General features: G+C 61.3%; 16 protein-coding genes. 1 reads left to right on the top strand and 15 read right to left on the bottom strand.

From position 1 onward, the window contains the following. Window positions 1-6 precede the first annotated feature (6 nt). From nuoK to OSJ75_RS14370, 15 genes are all read right to left on the bottom strand, one after another. On the bottom strand, window positions 7-315 hold the full coding sequence (gene nuoK / locus OSJ75_RS14440; protein WP_099999304.1) for an NADH-quinone oxidoreductase subunit NuoK: 309 nt from the start codon (window positions 313-315) through the stop codon (window positions 7-9). Between the two features lie 2 nt (window positions 316-317). Further along, window positions 318-938: an NADH-quinone oxidoreductase subunit J gene (locus OSJ75_RS14435; RefSeq protein ID WP_250018637.1), complete on the bottom strand. Its 621-nt coding sequence runs from the start codon at window positions 936-938 to the stop codon at window positions 318-320. A gap of 152 nt (window positions 939-1090) precedes the next feature. After that, a complete protein-coding gene (gene nuoI / locus OSJ75_RS14430) occupies window positions 1091-1582 on the bottom strand; it encodes an NADH-quinone oxidoreductase subunit NuoI (RefSeq protein WP_250018636.1) in 492 nt (163 codons plus the stop codon). After that, window positions 1579-2625 carry an NADH-quinone oxidoreductase subunit NuoH gene (gene nuoH, locus OSJ75_RS14425; RefSeq protein WP_250018635.1) on the bottom strand — a complete coding sequence of 349 codons (1047 nt, stop codon included), beginning with the start codon at window positions 2623-2625 and terminating at the stop codon, window positions 1579-1581. The genes nuoI and nuoH overlap by 4 nt, the downstream gene beginning before the upstream one ends. Window positions 2626-2641: 16 nt before the next feature. Then, complete coding sequence (gene nuoG / locus OSJ75_RS14420) at window positions 2642-4735, bottom strand: NADH-quinone oxidoreductase subunit NuoG (RefSeq protein WP_267228532.1); 2094 nt, start codon at window positions 4733-4735, stop codon at window positions 2642-2644. Beyond that, a complete protein-coding gene (locus OSJ75_RS14415; protein WP_267228531.1) occupies window positions 4735-4899 on the bottom strand; it encodes a hypothetical protein in 165 nt (54 codons plus the stop codon). The genes nuoG and OSJ75_RS14415 overlap by 1 nt, the downstream gene beginning before the upstream one ends. Further along, on the bottom strand, window positions 4899-5465 hold the full coding sequence (locus tag OSJ75_RS14410; protein WP_267228530.1) for a hypothetical protein: 567 nt from the start codon (window positions 5463-5465) through the stop codon (window positions 4899-4901). Before OSJ75_RS14410 ends, OSJ75_RS14415 begins: the two co-directional genes overlap by 1 nt. Before the next feature lie 11 nt (window positions 5466-5476). Next, on the bottom strand, window positions 5477-6778 hold the full coding sequence (nuoF, locus tag OSJ75_RS14405; protein WP_250018631.1) for an NADH-quinone oxidoreductase subunit NuoF: 1302 nt from the start codon (window positions 6776-6778) through the stop codon (window positions 5477-5479). 57 nt (window positions 6779-6835) lie between these two features. After that, the gene (locus OSJ75_RS14400; protein WP_267228529.1) at window positions 6836-8008 is read right to left on the bottom strand and encodes an NADH-quinone oxidoreductase subunit E; all 1173 of its coding nucleotides are present in this window, start codon (window positions 8006-8008) and stop codon (window positions 6836-6838) included. After that, on the bottom strand, window positions 8008-9198 hold the full coding sequence (locus OSJ75_RS14395; RefSeq protein WP_250018629.1) for an NADH-quinone oxidoreductase subunit D: 1191 nt from the start codon (window positions 9196-9198) through the stop codon (window positions 8008-8010). The genes OSJ75_RS14400 and OSJ75_RS14395 overlap by 1 nt, the downstream gene beginning before the upstream one ends. Window positions 9199-9284: 86 nt before the next feature. Further along, complete coding sequence (locus OSJ75_RS14390) at window positions 9285-9890, bottom strand: NADH-quinone oxidoreductase subunit C (RefSeq protein ID WP_250018628.1); 606 nt, start codon at window positions 9888-9890, stop codon at window positions 9285-9287. Between the two features lie 10 nt (window positions 9891-9900). Beyond that, window positions 9901-10482 (bottom strand): NuoB/complex I 20 kDa subunit family protein, encoded by a 582-nt coding sequence (locus OSJ75_RS14385; RefSeq protein WP_250018627.1) that lies wholly within the window; start codon window positions 10480-10482, stop codon window positions 9901-9903. Beyond that, a complete protein-coding gene (locus OSJ75_RS14380; protein ID WP_250018626.1) occupies window positions 10473-10838 on the bottom strand; it encodes an NADH-quinone oxidoreductase subunit A in 366 nt (121 codons plus the stop codon). Before OSJ75_RS14380 ends, OSJ75_RS14385 begins: the two co-directional genes overlap by 10 nt. A gap of 437 nt (window positions 10839-11275) precedes the next feature. After that, entirely contained in the window at window positions 11276-12505 is a 1230-nt protein-coding gene (locus tag OSJ75_RS14375) for an MFS transporter (protein WP_267228528.1), read from the bottom strand. A 135-nt stretch (window positions 12506-12640) separates the two neighbouring features. Next, a complete protein-coding gene (locus OSJ75_RS14370; RefSeq protein ID WP_267228527.1) occupies window positions 12641-12997 on the bottom strand; it encodes a hypothetical protein in 357 nt (118 codons plus the stop codon). Between the two features lie 117 nt (window positions 12998-13114). Between OSJ75_RS14370 and phaC the strand changes: the two genes are divergently transcribed. Next, a complete protein-coding gene (phaC, locus tag OSJ75_RS14365) occupies window positions 13115-14935 on the top strand; it encodes a class I poly(R)-hydroxyalkanoic acid synthase (RefSeq protein WP_267228526.1) in 1821 nt (606 codons plus the stop codon). Window positions 14936-15129 lie beyond the last annotated feature (194 nt).

Raw genomic sequence — 15129 nt, 5'->3', positions numbered from 1 at the left:
TCCCCGTCAACCTTTCATCATGTTGACGTCTTCCACGGCAATCGACCCCCGATTGCGGTAGAACACGACTAGAATTGCAAGACCGATCGCCGCCTCGGCGGCAGCCACGGTCAGGACAAACAATGCGAAGATCTGCCCGACGAGATCGCCGAGAGCAGCCGAAAAAGCTACGAAATTCAGGTTCACGGCCAAAAGGATGAGCTCGACCGACATCAAGATGACGATGACATTCTTGCGGTTCAGGAAGATACCGAAGATGCCGAGCGTGAAGAGCAGCGCCGAAACCGTGAGATAATGTGCGATACCGATTTCCATAATCAAATACCCTTGCCTGTTTCGACCTGCTTGACCTCGATCGCCGTTTCCGGCGTGCGGCGGACCTGCTGCGTTATGTTCTGGCGCTTGACGCCTTCCTTGTGGCGCAAGGTCAGCACGATGGCGCCGATCATCGCGACCAGCAGGACAAGCCCGGCGATCTGGAAGAAGTACACGTAATCCGTGTAGAGAATATCGCCGAGCGCCGCCGTATTGCTGCGTGTCGCGGCATCCGGCGATGGCTGCACGGCGACCGAAGCGACATTGGGCGCGAAGACCGATCCGGCCAGGACGACGATGAGTTCGGCAGCGAGAATGATGCCGACGAGCGCGCCGATGGGCGCATATTGCAGCGCTCCCCTTTTCAGTTCCGCGAAATCCACGTCGAGCATCATGACGACGAAGAGGAAGAGAACCGCAACGGCGCCGACATAGACGACCAGCAGGATCATCGCCAGGAATTCAGCGCCAGTCAGCAGGAACAGGCCCGCCGCATTGAAGAATGCCAGGATCAAGAACAGTACGGAATGTACGGGGTTGCGGGCCGCGATCACCATGAAAGCACTGGCGATCGTTATAAAGGCGAAGAGGTAGAAAAACGCCGCCGCTATACCTGTCAGCATGGGTTTCCTCGATTTCCAATCCGGCAGCATGAACTGCCATTCTCACAGCCGCTCCGCCACGGGCGGACCGACCTTCCAAATTTTCACGCCTCTTAGCGCAAGTTTCCCCTCGGTAGAAGCTACCTTGGAAGGACACAAGCGCGCACGCACACTCAGCGGTAAGGCGCATCCAATGCTATGTTGCGCGCCAGTTCGCGTTCCCAACGATCGCCGTTCGCCAGAAGCCTCTCCTTGTCATAGTAGAGTTCTTCGCGGGTCTCGGTGGCGAATTCGAAATTCGGCCCCTCGACGATGGCATCCACCGGGCAAGCCTCCTGGCAGAAACCGCAATAGATGCACTTCACCATGTCGATGTCATAACGGACGGTGCGGCGCGTTCCGTCATTGCGGCGCGGGCCGGCCTCGATGGTGATCGCCTGTGCCGGGCAGATCGCCTCGCACAATTTGCAGGCGATGCAGCGTTCCTCGCCATTGGGATAGCGGCGCAACGCATGCTCGCCGCGGAAGCGCGGGCTGAGCGGCCCCTTTTCGAACGGGTAGTTCAGCGTCGCCTTCGGCGCGAAGAACTGCCGCATCGACAAGAAGAATGCGCCGACAAATTCCAGAAGCAGGAGTGATTTTGCAGCTTGTGCAAGCGAACTCATGGCGTAAGACCCGTTATTTTAAGGAAGGCCGCGGTGGCGACGACCATGAAGAGCGAGATTGGCAGGAAGACCTTCCAGCCGAGGCGCATCAACTGGTCGTAGCGATAGCGCGGAACAAATGCTTTCACCATGGCGAACATGAAGAAGCAGAAGAACAGCTTGAGCAGGAACCAGACGACGCCCGGCACCCAGTTGAGGAACCATACATCGACCGGGGGCAGCCATCCGCCGAGGAACATGATGGTGGTCAGGGCGCACATCAGCACGATGGCGACATATTCACCAAGGAAGAACAGCAGGAATGCCGTCGACGAATATTCGATCATGTGGCCGGCGACGAGCTCCGACTCGGCTTCCACCAGGTCGAATGGCGGACGGTTGGTCTCGGCAAGGGCGGAGACGAAGAAGATGATGAACATCGGGAACAGGCCGAGCCAATGCCAGTCGAGGAAGCTGTTCGGCAGGCCGACCATCGTGCCCAGTCCGTCCTTCTGCGACAGGACAATATCGGTCAGGTTGAGCGAACCGACGCAGAGGAGAACGGTGACGATGACGAAGCCGATCGACACCTCGTAGGACACCATCTGCGCCGCCGAGCGAAGCGCGCCGAGAAACGGATATTTCGAGTTCGACGCCCAGCCGGCCATGATGACGCCATAGACCTCCAGCGAGGAGATCGCCAGGACGTAGAGTATGCCGACATTGATATTGGCTACCGCCCAGCCCTCATTCACCGGAACCACGGCCCAGGCCGCCATGGCGAGAACCGACGACACCAGCGGCGCGAGCAGGAAGATGCCCTTGTTGGCGCCCGACGGGATGATCGGCTCCTTGACGACGAATTTCAGAAGGTCGGCGAAGGATTGCAGCAGGCCGAAGGGCCCGACCACGTTCGGGCCGCGACGAAGCTGTACCGCCGCCCAGATCTTGCGATCCGCATAAAGCAGATAGGCGATGATGAGCAGCATCACGACCAGCAGCAGGAGCGACTTCCCGAGGATGATCAGAAACGGCAGGATGTAGGTTGCGAATATATCTTCCATATCAGTCTCTTCCCGCCTATTCGGCTGCCTGCTTGAAGCCGCCCTTGGCGAGCGCGGAACATTCGGCCATCACAGCCGAGGCACGTGCGATCGGGTTGGTCAGGTAGAAATCGGCGACGGGCGAAACGAAACCGGTCTTGTCGACAGGCCCGGTCACGCTCGCCAGCTTCCTTATATCGTCAGGGTTCCCAGCCTCAATCGTATCAATTGCCGCAAGGTGTGGATATTCGCCGTAAAGACGGGCACGCAGCGCCGCGAGCGAGTCGAAGGGCAGCTTCTGGCCAAGGACATCCGACAGGGCGCGCAGGATCGCCCAATCCTCCTTGGCATCGCCGGGCGCGAAGCCGGCGCGGGCCGCCATCTGCACCCGTCCTTCCGTATTCACATAGGTTCCGGACTTCTCCGTATAGGCGGCGCCCGGCAGGATCACGTCGGCATTGTGCGCGCCCTGATCGCCATGCGTGCCGATATAGACCGTGAAGGCCTTGTTGGCGTCGGCGGACCGGTCGCCCCAGTTCAATTCATCCGCGCCGAGCAGGAACACGACATCCATCGCATCCTTCATCTCGGCGACCGTCTTGCCGCCTTCGCCGGGCACGAAGCCGATGTCGAGCGCGCCGACGCGGCTGGCAGCCGTGTGGATCACGCCGAAACCGTTCCAGTCCGCGCCGATCGCCGCGGTATCGGCGGCGAGCTTCGCTGCCAGTCCAAGCACCGCAGCGCTGTCCGGGCGGTTCAGCGCGCCCTGCCCGATCAGGATCATCGGGTTCTTGGCCTTCTGCAGCACCGAAAGGAACTTGAGCGAACCGGCCGCGAGATCGGCGAGCGTTTCCGCCCCGGCGCCGAGATATTCGTAGTTGAAGCGCATGTCCGCCTTCTCGCCGATGACGGCGATCGGGATGCCCGCTGCACGCCAGCGCTTGCGGATGCGCGCATTGAGCAGCGACGCTTCAAAGCGCGGATTGGAGCCGATGATCAGGATGGCGTCGGCCTGTTCGATACCGTCGATCGTCGGATTGAAGACATAGCTCGCGCGGCCATTGGCGTTGGTGAGGACCGAACCGTCCTGCCGGGCGTCGATATTGGCCGAGCCGAGCGACTGCATCAGCTGCTTCAGCGCATACATTTCCTCGACGGTCGCAAGATCGCCGGCAATGGCGCCGATCCTGTCGCCGCCCGTCGCCGAAACCGCTGCCTTGATCGCGGCGAAGGCTTCCGGCCAGGTGGCTGCGACAAGCCTGCCATTCGTGCGCACATAGGGGCGGTCGAGGCGCTGCGTGCGCAGTCCGTCCCAGATGAAGCGGGTCTTGTCGGAAATCCACTCTTCATTGACCTGTTCGTTGACGCGCGGCAGGATGCGCATGACTTCGCGGCCACGCGTATCGACGCGGATAGCGGAACCGACGGCGTCCATGACGTCGATCGATTCGGTCTTGCTCAGCTCCCACGGACGCGCCTGGAAGGCGTAGGGCTTGGACGTCAGCGCACCGACCGGGCAGAGGTCGATGACATTGCCCTGCAGTTCGGAGGTCATCGCCTGCTCGAGATAGGTGGTGATCTCGGCATCTTCGCCGCGGCCGATCAGGCCCAGTTCCGAAATGCCGGCAACTTCCGTGGTGAAGCGGACGCAGCGCGTGCAATGGATGCAGCGGGTCATGATCGTCTTGACCAGCGGCCCGATATACTTGTCCTCGACGGCGCGCTTGTTCTCCTTGTAGCGCGAAGAATCGACGCCAAAGGCCATCGCCTGGTCCTGCAGGTCGCACTCGCCGCCCTGGTCGCAGATCGGGCAATCCAGCGGGTGGTTGATCAGCAGGAACTCCATCACGCCTTCGCGGGCCTTCTTGACCATGGGCGTATTGGTGAAGATTTCCGGCGTCTCGCCGTTCGGACCCGGGCGCAGATCGCGCACGCCCATGGCGCAGGATGCGGCAGGCTTGGGCGGCCCGCCCTTCACCTCGATGAGGCACATGCGGCAATTGCCGGCGATCGACAGGCGCTCATGGAAGCAGAAGCGCGGCACCTCGGCGCCTGCCGCTTCCGCTGCCTGCAGCAGCGTGTAGTGATCCGGTACCTCAAGCTCGTTACCGTCGACTTTGATCTTCGCCATTATTCTTCTCCGGCACCTGTTGCCGCTTCAAAAGCTGCATGCACATCCGCAAAACCGGCACCGGCATCAAGCGGCACCAAGGCGCGGATATCAGTCCCCGACCTGCCCCGGCAAAGCCCTGCCGGCTGGTCGTCGAACAATCTTCCAATTTCTCCGGACAGCATCAGCGCGCTCCATCCGATATGACGAGCGCCGCCGCCTGGCCGGTCCAGTCGTCGCGCCGGATACGGCCGCCAAGCCGCAACCGCGCATCGATCCCGGCTATTTCTTCCGAGGTCCAGGCCGCCACCTGTTCATAGGTGAAGATGCCCATCCCATTCAGCACCTGCTCGGCCTTGGGACCAAGGCCGGAAATCCGCTTCAGATCGTCCTTGACGGCAATAGCGGACGATACTTCTTTCTTTTCCGATGCTTGCACCGGACTCTTCACCTGATCCCTGATATCCGGCCGGGCGCGGATCATCTGTTTCAGCCGGTCGAGCTCGTCAGCGCGTTCGCCCCGCGAGGGCTGGGCCGGAACATGGGCCTCCCCCGTCCGCGCAGCGTCGAGACCGCCGGCGAACGCACCTGCCCAGAACCCCCAGAACTGGCTGGCAACACCGAGACCGACGACCGAGGCCGCAGCCGCGGCGCCCATGACGGGGCCGAACAGATTGGCAGCCGGAGCGAACTGTCGTGGCAGCAGCGCCATGACATCGACTTCGCTCGTCCTGTTCCGGGATTTGCTCATCGGCGTCCGCCTCACTCTGCCGCGACGAGAACGGGGCTGGCCGAGGCGTTGCGCGAGAACTCGTCGATACGCCGCTCGATTTCCGGGCGGAAGTGACGGATGAGTCCCTGCACCGGCCAGGCGGCCGCGTCTCCGAGCGCACAGATCGTATGGCCCTCGATCTGCTTGGTCACGTCGAGCAGCATGTCGATTTCGCGCTTCTGGGCATTGCCGGTGACCATGCGTTCCATCACCCGCCACATCCAGCCGGTGCCTTCGCGGCACGGCGTGCACTGGCCGCAGCTCTCATGCTTGAAGAAGTAGGACAGCCGCGCAATCGCCCGCACGATGTCGGTGGACTTGTCCATGACGATGACGGCAGCCGTGCCGAAGGAGGATTTCACCCCGCGCAGGCCATCGAAATCCATCGGGCAATCGATGATGTCCGCCGCGGGGACGACCGGGCAGGATGCGCCGCCGGGGATGACCGCCAGCAGGTTGTCCCAGCCGCCGCGAATGCCGCCGGCATGCTTCTCGATCAGTTCGCGGAACGGGATGCCCATTGCCTCTTCGACCGTGCAGGGACGGTTGACGTGGCCCGAGACCATGAACAGCTTGGTGCCGACATTGTTCGGGCGGCCGATGCTGGAGAACCAGGAAGCGCCGCGGCGCAGGATCGTCGGCGCAACGGCAATGGATTCGACGTTGTTGACCGTCGTCGGGCAGCCGTAGAGACCCATATTGGCCGGGAATGGCGGCTTCAGCCGTGGCTGGCCCTTCTTGCCTTCAAGGCTTTCGAGCAGCGCGGTCTCCTCGCCGCAGATATAGGCGCCGGCGCCATGATGGACGAAGATGTCGTAATCCCAGCCATTCTTGTTGTTCTTGCCGAGCAGGCCCGCATCGTAGCACTCGTCGATCGCCCGCTGCAGCGCCTCGCGCTCGCGAATGTATTCGCCGCGGACATAGATGTAGCAGGTGTGCGCGCCCATGGCGAAACCGGCGATGAGGCAACCTTCGATCAGCGTGTGCGGATCGTGCCGCATAATATCGCGGTCCTTGCAGGTGCCGGGCTCGGATTCGTCGGCATTGATGACGAGATAATGCGGACGGCCGTCGCTTTCCTTCGGCATGAAGGACCATTTAAGCCCGGTCGGGAAGCCGGCACCGCCGCGCCCGCGCAGGCCGGAAGCCTTCATTTCCTCGATGATCCAGTCCCTGCCCTTGGCGATGATGCCGGCAGTGCCGTCCCAATGGCCACGAGACATTGCGCCCTTCAACGATTTGTCGTGAAGGCCATAAATATTGGTGAAGATGCGGTCTTTATCAGCAAGCATTTCACACCGTCCTATTCTCTTCGTGCACCTGTCGAACGCCGGAAGCGTCCGAATTCATCATCGCGGCGTCTTGCCGAATACCCTGATGTATTCCGCTTCGCCGCCCTTGGCCAATGCCTTGGCCTGTTTCACCCATTCCTCGCGCTCGATGCGGCCGTGGAACTTCAGATAGCCGTCGACCCATTCGCGCTCGGCCTTCTTCCACGACGCGATCTGCGCATAGGTGAATATGCCCAGTTCATGCAAAGTCTGCTCGATCTTCGGCCCGACGCCGGAAATCAGCTTCAAATCGTCGACCTGCGCCGGACGCTCGACGGCAGCCGGCCGGTTCCTGTCGGTCAGCGACAGGGCCTTCGGGTCCGCCTCGATCGACTGTACCGTTGGTTTCTCGCCAGGCGAACCCTCTGCCAGCGGCGGGTTCTTGATGGTCCGCCGCGTGGTGGACTGCTTCGGCGCGGGCGTCGACGTGGCGGCTTCCGCGCCTTTCGGCGCCTTCACCGTGGATGGCGACTTGATCGCGGGATCGGTCGCCTCCGCATGGGTCACGGGCTTGGCGGCATTGGAAGGGGGCACCGCCGCCGCTCCCGCATCGCCGGACGATGCCTTGTTGGCGTTGGCCGCCCTTTCGGTCAGCGAGGTCAATCCGCCTTCGGGCGCGGAGAAATGCCGTTCGATCTGCGGTCCTACCGGCAGTTCGGCACCCTTGCCCGCCTCATAGGCATCGATGATCTCTTCGAGGCGCTCCGGCGTCAGATCTTCGTAGGTATCCTTGAAAACCATGACCATCGGGGCGTTGACGCAGGCACCGAGGCATTCCACCTCTTCCCATGACAGCGTGCCGCTCTCGTTGAGATGGAACTGTTCATGATGGATCTTGCTCTGGCAGACCTTCTTCAGGTCCTCCGAGCCGCGCAGCATGCAGGGCGTCGTGCCGCAGACCTGGAAATGCGCGCGCGTCCCGACCGGCTTCAGCTGGAACTGCGTATAGAAGGTGGCGACTTCCAGCACGCGGATCATCGGCATGTCGAGCATTTCGGCGACGTGCTCGATGGCGGCCTTCGTCACCCAGCCTTCCTGCTCCTGCGCCCGCATCAGCAGCGGTATCACAGCGGATTGTTCGCGGCCCTTGGGATATTTCTTGATTGCAAGCTTCGCCCAGGCGCTGTTTTCGCGGTTGAACGCGAATGTCCCCGGCTGGAAATTATCTTCTGCGAGACGACGGACTGACATTAACGATCAACCTCACCAAATACGATATCGAGCGAGCCGAGCACGGCGGAAACGTCGGCCAGCATATGACCACGGCACAGGAAATCCATGGCTTGAAGATGGGCGAAACCGGGCGCGCGCAGCTTGACGCGATAGGGCTTGTTGGAACCATCGGCGACGACGAACACGCCGAATTCGCCCTTCGGGGCTTCCACGGCGGCGTAAACTTCGCCGGCGGGAACGTGATAGCCTTCCGTATAGAGCTTGAAGTGATGGATGAGCGCTTCCATCGAACGCTTCATCTCGCCGCGCTTCGGCGGCACGATCTTGGCGGAGGTGTTGGACACCGGCCCGACCTTCTCGGCACCGAGCAGCCGGTCGACGCACTGGCGCATGATGCGAACCGACTGGCGCATCTCTTCCATGCGGATCAGATAGCGGTCGTAGCAATCGCCATTCTTGCCGATCGGTACATCGAACTCCATCTCGGAATAGCACTCATAGGGCTGCGATTTGCGCAGGTCCCACGCGGCGCCGGAACCACGGACCATGACGCCGGAGAATCCCCAGGCCCAGGCCTCTTCCAGCGAAACGACGCCGATATCGACGTTGCGCTGCTTGAAGATGCGGTTCGGCGTGATCAGATCGTCGAGGTTCTTGACGGTCTCAAGGAACGGATCGCACCATTTGCCGATATCTTCGATCAGCTGGTCCGGCACGTCCTGATGGACGCCGCCCGGACGGAAATAGGCCGCGTGCATGCGGGCGCCGCTCGCGCGCTCGTAGAAGACCATCAGCTTCTCGCGTTCTTCGAAGCCCCAGAGCGGCGGCGTCAGCGCGCCGACGTCCATGGCCTGCGTGGTGACGTTGAGAAGATGCGAGAGAATACGGCCGATCTCGGAGAAAAGCACGCGGATCAGCTGGCCGCGCATCGGCACTTCGAGGCCGAGCAGACGCTCCACCGCGAGCGCGAAGGCATGTTCCTGGTTCATCGGCGCCACATAATCGAGGCGGTCGAGGTAGGGCACGGCCTGAAGATAGGTCTTGGCTTCCATCAGCTTTTCGGTGCCGCGGTGCAGAAGACCGATATGCGGGTCCACGCGCGCGACCACCTCGCCATCCAGCTCAAGCACAAGGCGCAGAACGCCGTGCGCCGCAGGATGTTGCGGCCCGAAATTGATGTTGAAGTTGCGAACGTTGTGTTCAGTCATCGCTAGGCCATTTCTTGAAACTGACGATCCAAAGCAGGATTCAGGCAAACAGGCGGGATTTTGGAGAACGAACCCACTGTCTCCCCCTATTGCTTCGCTTTTTCGTCGCCCGGAAGCACATAATCCGTGCCTTCCCATGGTGACTCGAAATCGAACTTACGGAATTCCTGACGCAATTCGACGGGCTCGTAGACGACCCGCTTCATCTCGTCATCGTAGCGAACTTCGACGAAACCGGTAAGCGGGAAATCCTTGCGCAGCGGATGTCCCTCGAAACCGTAATCGGTGAGAATCCGGCGCAGATCCGGATGACCGGAGAACAGCACGCCGTAAAGGTCGTAGGTCTCGCGCTCATACCAGTCGGCGCCCGGATAGACCGGCGTCGCCGATGGTATCGGCGTATCCTCGTCCGTCGCGACCTTGACGCGGACGCGCAAGTTCTGCCGTGGCGACAGAAGGTGGTAGACCACGTCGAACCGGTGCACCCGCGACGGATAGTCGACGCCGCAAATGTCGATGAGGCATACGAACTGGCACTGCACATCGTCGCGCAGGAAGGTCAGAAGGTCGAGCAGGCCGTCCCTCTCCACCTCGAGATTGAGTTCGCCATAGGCGACCTCGACCGATTTGAGCGACAGCGCAGGCTTTTCGCTCAGATAGGCTGAAAGCTCGGTCAGCGCTTCTTCGAACATCGTCACCATCCTATCGCTCGATCGTCCCGGTGCGGCGGATCTTCTTCTGCAGCATCAGAACGCCGTAGAGCAGCGCTTCCGCCGTGGGCGGGCAGCCCGGCACGTAGATATCGACCGGCACCACGCGGTCGCAGCCACGCACCACCGAATAGGAATAGTGATAATAGCCGCCGCCATTGGCACAGGAGCCCATGGAGATGACATAGCGCGGCTCCGGCATCTGGTCGTAGACCTTGCGAAGCGCAGGCGCCATCTTGTTCGTCAGCGTGCCGGCGACGATCATCACGTCGGACTGGCGCGGTGAGGCGCGCGGCGCGAAGCCGAAACGCTCGCCGTCATAGCGCGGCATGGAGGTGTGCATCATTTCCACGGCGCAGCAGGCAAGACCGAAGGTCATCCACATCAGCGAACCGGTGCGCGCCCAGGTAACGAGCGCATCGGCCGAAGTCAGGATGAAACCCTTGTCGGCCAGCTCATTGTTTATCTCGCCGAAGAAAGCATCGTCGGAGCCGATCGGCTTGCCCGAATTCGGGTCGATTATACCTTTTGGCTGCGGCGCAACCAGGGTGGTATTGCTGTTGGTCAATCCCATTCCAGCGCTCCCTTCTTCCATTCATAAATGAAGCCGATCGTCAGCACGGCCAGGAAAACCATCATCGACCAGAAGCCGAACCATCCGACGGCGCCAAACGATATCGCCCAGGGGAAGAGAAAGGCCACTTCGAGATCGAAGATGATGAACAGGATCGAGACGAGGTAGAAGCGAACGTCGAACTTCATGCGGGCGTCGTCGAAAGCATTGAAGCCGCATTCATAGGCCGAGAGCTTCTCGGCGTCCGGCGCGCTATATGCCACCAGGAATGGGGCAACAAGAAGCGCCACACCAATCAGCAGCGCCACACCGATAAAGATTACGATGGGCAGATAGGAACTTAAGAGCTCGTTCATGATCCGTCTTTTTCCGCCTATTGAACTCAGGCTGACAAGAATGCCATGTCATAAAAACAGTCGCCGCAAACACGCGACAGGCCACGCCAACCTTCCGGCTGGACGTTGGGCGAGGGTTAGCGCGTTAGCGCCAAGCACGCAAGTGCAACAATCACGTTCTGAACCGCCCCTACCCGCTGCAGAATATGCGCCCAGCCTGCAAAAACACCAGCAAAAATCACGATTCTTCTCACTTTCTGATCGAAAATCACCCTAAAAACGCTCTTTAGAATGATATTAATGTGACCCGGTTCCTTCGCCGCACCGACCGCTAAAATCCTAACTGCGACATTCGGTCCTACGAACGATCCGGGCCGGTCCTATGAACGATTCATGCACGGTCAGGAGGCGGCAATAAACCGGGTAGCGGACATCGGGCCAGGCAGCGGAATTGCCGGCTAGCCCTGGACGCCCGCAAGCGGCTCGAGCGCCATCTCCTGGTCGAGCACCTCGCCGATCTCCACCGGGGCATTCGCGCGCCGCCCGCGGCTGTCCAGCCATGCCGACCAGGCCGCAAAGCCGAGGCCGACAACGGCAAGCGCAGCGCCGACGAAGGGAAGCTGCTGATAGGAGACGCCGAGGGTCAGCGCGGCGCCGCCGATCCAGGCGCCGGCGGCATTGCCGAAATTAAAGGCGCCCTGATTGAGCGTGGCCGCAAGGTTTGGCGCTTCGTCGGCCGATTCCACCACCCGCATCTGCAGCGGCGGAACGATGACGAAGGTCAGGACGCCCCAGAAGAACACCAGCACGATGGTCGCCGTGGCAAAGCCCGCGACCTCGGCCAGCACGACATGCGTCACGGCAAGGGCGACCAGCGTCGCCAGCACGGTCGGCATCAGCTTCCAGTCGGCCAGCCTGCCGCCGACCACATTGCCGACGGTCATGCCCGCACCGAAGAGCAGCAGCACCCAGGTGACGCTGCCGGTCGAAATGCCGGAAACATCGGTCAGGATCGGCTTGATATAGGTGAAGACCGCAAACAGGCTGCCTGACGCCAGCGCCGATATCAGCATGGCGAGCCAGACCTGCAGCTTGGCCAGAACCTTGACCTCATTGAGTATGCCGGCCCCCTTCTGCCCCTCGCCTGCCGACGGCACCAGGACATGGATCGCGATGACCGCGGCAATGCCTATGACGACGACGGCAAAGAAGGTCGAGCGCCAGCCATAGACTTCGCCGAGCGCCGTGCCGGCCGGCACGCCGAGAATATTGGCAAGGGTCAGGCCGGCAAACATCAGGGCGATCGCGCTGGCCCGCTTGTGGCGTGGCACGAGGCTGGCCGCGACGACGGAACCGATGCCGAAGAACGCTCCATGCCCAAAGGCGGTCACGACGCGCGCCAGCATCAGCAGCCAGTAGTTCGGCGCGATGGCGCAGAAGAGATTGCCGATGACGAACAGCATGGCCAGCCCGACCAGTACCGGCTTGCGCGGCATCGATGCGGTGGCGATGGCGATGATCGGCGCGCCGAGGACGACGCCGAGCGCATAGCCGGTGACCAGCAGGCCGGCGCTCGGGATCGAAACCGACAGGTCGGCGGCGACTTCGGGCAGAAGTCCCATGATCACGAATTCGGTGGTTCCGATACAGAAGGAGGCTATCGCTAGGGCGAGAATCGGCAAGGGCATGGCTGGGGACCGCAGAAGGTTGAAAAATGCGATGCTGCATTGGGGGCGGTGCGCGCACAAATGATATTAATGCAACGCAGCGTTGCATTAACGGACAGGCTGCTTTCAGCTACCGGTTTTCAGGCTGTTGGCGGGCTATTGGCCTTCGACCGTCTGGCCCTCGATATCCTTGAGGTCTTGCGCCTGCTGCTCGCGCAATTGCCTTATCTCCGCCTGTTTGCGCGCCGCGGCTGCAGGGTCTGCCGACGGGCCCGCCTGCCTGCCCTTGGCGGCGACGAGGCGCTGTTGCAGCGCAGTCTTCTCTTCGGGCGTGAACTGAGTCGTCTCGCCCTTCGGGTCCGGAGTGAAGTGCGGATAGGTGCCGGTATTGACCGGGCCGACCAGCGGCGAGCTGGCACCCGGCGCCGGAGGCGTATTGGCGCAGGCGCTCAAGGCCGCAATCAGGGATGCAACTGCCAAGCCACGGGCAAGCGGTTCAAGCGTCATAATCATCGTTTATCCTGACTGCTGTATCGATATTTCTCATGGCTACACCAATTGCGCCTTGGAGGGATAGCACCATCTTATGTTATCATGTCAAGAATGCTGTGACCGGGAGGAAGCGACTGCATGGATAATCAGGGCGGCAAGGGAGGCAAGTTCCCGAACCTCGACAGCTACGTCGTCAAGGATCCGGATGCTTTCGCGCGCAATGTCGCCCATATGATCGAGCAGGCCGGCAAGGCTGCCTCTGCCTGGGTCGAGCCCCGCGAAAAAGGCATGAAGCGCGACACGCTCGCCGATCCCGTCGCCGATGTGGTGAAAACCTTCTCCAAGGTCACCGAATACTGGCTGGCGGAGCCATCGCGCGCGGTCGAGGCGCAGACGAAGCTCTTCGCCAGCTATATGCAGATATGGGCCAATTCCATCAGGCGTCTCGGCGGCGAGGAGGTCGAGGCCGTCGCCGAACCGGACAGGAACGACAAGCGCTTCAACGATGAAGACTGGGGCCGCAATGCGTTCTTCGATTTCCTGAAACAGGCCTATCTCGTCACCTCGCGCTGGGCCATCGACCTGGTGGAAAACGCCGAGGGGCTCGACGAACATACGCGCCACAAGGCCTCGTTCTACGTCAAGCAGCTGACGGCGGCGGCGTCGCCGAGCAACTTCCTCCTGACCAATCCGGAACTCTACAAGGAGACGGTTGCCAGCAATGGCGAGAATCTCGTCAGGGGCATGAAGATGCTCGCCGAGGACATTGCGGCCGGCGGCGGCGACCTGCGCCTGCGCCAGTCCGACCTGACCAAGTTCGCGCTCGGCGAAAATATCGCGACGACGCCCGGCAAGGTCGTGGCGAGAAGCGAAGTCGCGGAAATCATCCAATACGAACCGACCACGAAAGAGGTGTTGAAGCGCCCTCTCCTGATCTGCCCGCCATGGATCAACAAATTCTACATCCTCGATCTCAACCCGGAAAAGTCGTTCATCAAATGGGCGGTCGATCATGGCCACACGGTATTCGTGATCTCCTGGGTCAATCCCGACCAGCGCCACGCGCAGAAGGACTGGACGGCGTATGTCAATGAGGGATTGCGCTACGCCCTCGACACGGTGGAGAAGATCACCGGCGAAAAGGACATCAACGCCATCGGCTATTGCGTCGGCGGGACGCTGCTGAGCGCCGCGCTCGCCCTCTTCGCCAAGGAAGGCGAGGAGCGGATAAAAAGCGCCACTCTCTTCACCACCCAGGTCGATTTCACCCATGCGGGCGACCTGAAGGTCTTTGTCGACGAGGACCAGATCCGGGCATTGGAGAATGCCATGTCGGCGGAAGGCTTCCTCGAAGGCACGCGGATGGCGATGGCGTTCAACATGCTGCGCTCCGGCGACCTGATCTGGCCCTATGTGGTCAATAATTACATGCGCGGCCGCGAGCCAGTGCCGTTCGACCTGCTCTACTGGAATGCCGACGCCACGCGCATGAGCGCCGCCAACCACTCCTATTATCTGCGCAATTGCTATCTGGACAACAATCTGGTGCGCGGGATGATGCGGCTGGCGGGCGAGCAACTCTCGCTGAAGGACGTGAAGATACCGATCTACAATCTGGCGGCGAAGGAAGATCACATCGCGCCGGCGCTGTCGGTTTTCACCGGCTGTCATCATTTCGGCGGCGACGTCACCTATGTCCTCTCGGGTTCCGGCCATATTGCCGGGGTGGTCAATCCGCCGAGCAAGAACAAGTATCAGTACTGGACCGGCGGCGCGCCGAAGGGGTCGTTCGAGGACTGGCTGGCGCACACCGAAGAACATCCCGGCTCGTGGTGGAATCACTGGCACGATTGGATCACGGCGCAGGACGATACGCGCGTCGCCGCGCGCCAACCCGGCGCGAATCACGTCGAAGTGCTGGCCGATGCACCCGGCACCTATGTGCGCGTCCGGGTCTGATATCGTATCGGCCCAAGCAAGATCGCCTGTATATCAAGGTTAACAACAAAGGCAGGAAAGTGTCGTATCACGCTTTTGCCTCATTCTGGTTATAGTTCGTGTCTTGTGCAGCCGAGCAAAAACAACTAGTTCTTTTTGCTCTCTATGGGTGTATTACGCACCTCGACAGGACTTCGCGAGCTTACTGCTCTTAT

The organism is Phyllobacterium sp. 0TCS1.6A, from assembly GCF_026420825.1.
In the GTDB taxonomy this organism is placed as follows: domain Bacteria; phylum Pseudomonadota; class Alphaproteobacteria; order Rhizobiales; family Rhizobiaceae; genus Phyllobacterium.
This window is presented reverse-complemented; position numbering and strand designations above follow the sequence as displayed.